Origin of the sequence: Pseudoalteromonas sp. BSi20311, assembly GCF_000239875.1 — a bacterium.
Classification (GTDB): Bacteria; Pseudomonadota; Gammaproteobacteria; order Enterobacterales; family Alteromonadaceae; genus Pseudoalteromonas.
In genome coordinates, this window is sequence record NZ_BADU01000174.1 from 1 (window position 1) to 2,189 (window position 2,189).

The following is a 2,189-nucleotide window of genomic DNA, read 5'->3' on the forward strand; positions in this document are numbered from 1 at the left end:
ACCCCGCGCCTCGCAGCCCGTAACCCGCACCTTTAGCCTTTGTCTGTAATCACTTCCTCTGTAACCTCTTAGCTCTCTTTGTGCATAATTTACTAAGTATCCTATTGAACACAGAGAAGAGAATGAGGAGTAAATGAGAAGCCACAATTAAGGTACAGATTTTAGTTAATCTGTAGCGCACACCTTTCGTATTTAACCTTAAAAAGACGCGACATAAAGTCGCTGCTATAGGTTATTTGCCTAATCGTAGCAAGCAATTTACCCCGCGCCTCGCAGCCCGTAACCCGCACCTTTAGCCTTTCAACAATAAAGCGAGATCTTGCTCTATCTCTGAGAACGCTTTTTTAACCTGATCAACAGATTCTTGGCGTGCCACCGAATTTTGTATTGTTTCATCGACCTTTCTATAAATAAACACTTCTTGGTCTTCATCGAGTCCCATGGTTGGGATCCGCTCTTCTAGCTCTTCTTGAAGTCGTTTAAACACTTTTTCGTTATTTATCCGGCTGTCGTTAAGCAATCCAATTAAACTATGAAACTTACTGTGAACAGTACTCGCCACTTTGTTTAATCGCTCTTGCTGCGAAACCAACATTTGCTTAGTGGTAATAGCCCGCAACTGCTGCTCAGTTACACTAACAATAAAGCAAATATGGTCACGAATTCGCCCGTGTTTTTGCTCGTCGTGTTCTGGCATATTTAAAATCAGCAAACTCACAAGCTCGTAATTAACTAAAATTCGATGAGAAAATTCATGCAATCGCCCTTTGCTTTTAAGCATTTCAAATAACTCAATAACAATGGGTGAACACACGCCATTTAATGCAAAGTGCGATTTGATATCGTTACATCTAAATTCAATATTACTTTGCAAGTTAAATGCCTGTAAGCACTCCACTAACGCCTTGCCTAACTCCTCTACATCGTTAATAAATCCAATATGTTCAACATAGTTAACTATCTGCCCCATTTCACTACTGTTAGCCATGGCATTAAAGGCGGTAGAGGTTGCTTCTTTTACCTGTTTTTCCAGTTGCTGTTTTTCTAGTAAAACCTGATTGAGTTTCTGTAACTTTTGCTTTAGTTCATCGTGCCCAAACGGTTTTACAATATAATCTTCAGCGCCGACAGAATACCCTTCCATACGCTCCTCAACCGTTCCCCTTGCAGATACAAACATCACAATAATGTCATGCGTAATAGGGTTCGCTTTAAGCTCTTTACATACCTCGTAACCATTCATTTTTGGCATGCTGACATCAAGTAAAATAACCTGAGGCATATACTCTTCAACCATACTTAAACACTCTTGGCCACTTGAGGCGAGCCTGAGCTCAAAGTCAAGTTCCTCTAGAATTTCTTCAATTATTTCGAGGTTAAATGGTTCATCGTCGACTGCAAGAATTTTAGTTAAAGCCATAATTTCTCATCCATATAAATCGTGTTCATTAAAACAATTCAATTATTAGCTACTATTTTTCGCTAATTGCTCATCGGCTAAATATTCATCGAGGTTTATTTCTAAAGGAACTTGAATACTAATAGTTGCCCCACCTTGAGGGTTATTACAGGCTTTTATAGTTCCTTGATGTAAAGAAACAAATTCACGACACAAGGTAAGCCCTAATCCAGTACCACCTGCGCCACTATTTGTTTTGCTGCTTTGCACAAACTTTTGAAAAACCGTTTCAAGTTCGTCTTCAGGTATGCCTATTCCGCTATCTATTACTTCAATATTTGCACAACCATTGTCTGTTTTCATGACAACTTCGATAGTGCTATGTTCTTTGCTAAATTTTAATGCATTACTCAATACGTTTCTAAGTACCTGATTAATTTGCTCTTCATCGCATTGCGCTATAACAGGTGGGTTTTCTGATTTAAATGCAATCTTAATATCTTTTTCTATGGCAATCCCAGCCACATCATCAATGCTTGTTTTAACAATAGTCGTTAAATCGCATGCTCGCGGGTTAAATGGGAATTTACCTACATCTAATTTCGACAAATCGAGTAGATTGTTAAGTAATGACAGTAGCCTTTGCCCACTTGATTCTATTCGGGTTAAATATTTTAAAAGTTTATCTTTACTAAAATCATCATCTTCAAGCTTACTGATGCCAAAGCGTGAAAAACTTAGTATTGAATGCATGGGGGTTCTTAGCTCATGTGACATATTCGCCAAAAAC

At 38.5% G+C, this 2,189-nt stretch carries 2 protein-coding genes; both read right to left on the reverse strand.

The features are described 5' to 3' along the window. Positions 1–292 precede the first annotated feature (292 nt). A complete protein-coding gene (locus P20311_RS17485) occupies positions 293–1,420 on the reverse strand; it encodes a PleD family two-component system response regulator (RefSeq protein WP_008115345.1) in 1,128 nt (375 codons plus the stop codon). Positions 1,421–1,465: 45 nt separating this feature from the next. Further along, a partial coding sequence (locus P20311_RS17490; protein WP_036985304.1) for a sensor histidine kinase KdpD occupies positions 1,466–2,189 on the reverse strand: 724 nt, incomplete at its 5' end.

What these genes read in the sequence shown, in the direction of transcription:
- P20311_RS17485 (WP_008115345.1), bottom strand. Translation starts at nt 1,420, where the DNA reads ATGGCTTTAACTAAAATTCTTGCAGTCGACGATGAACCATTTAACCTC.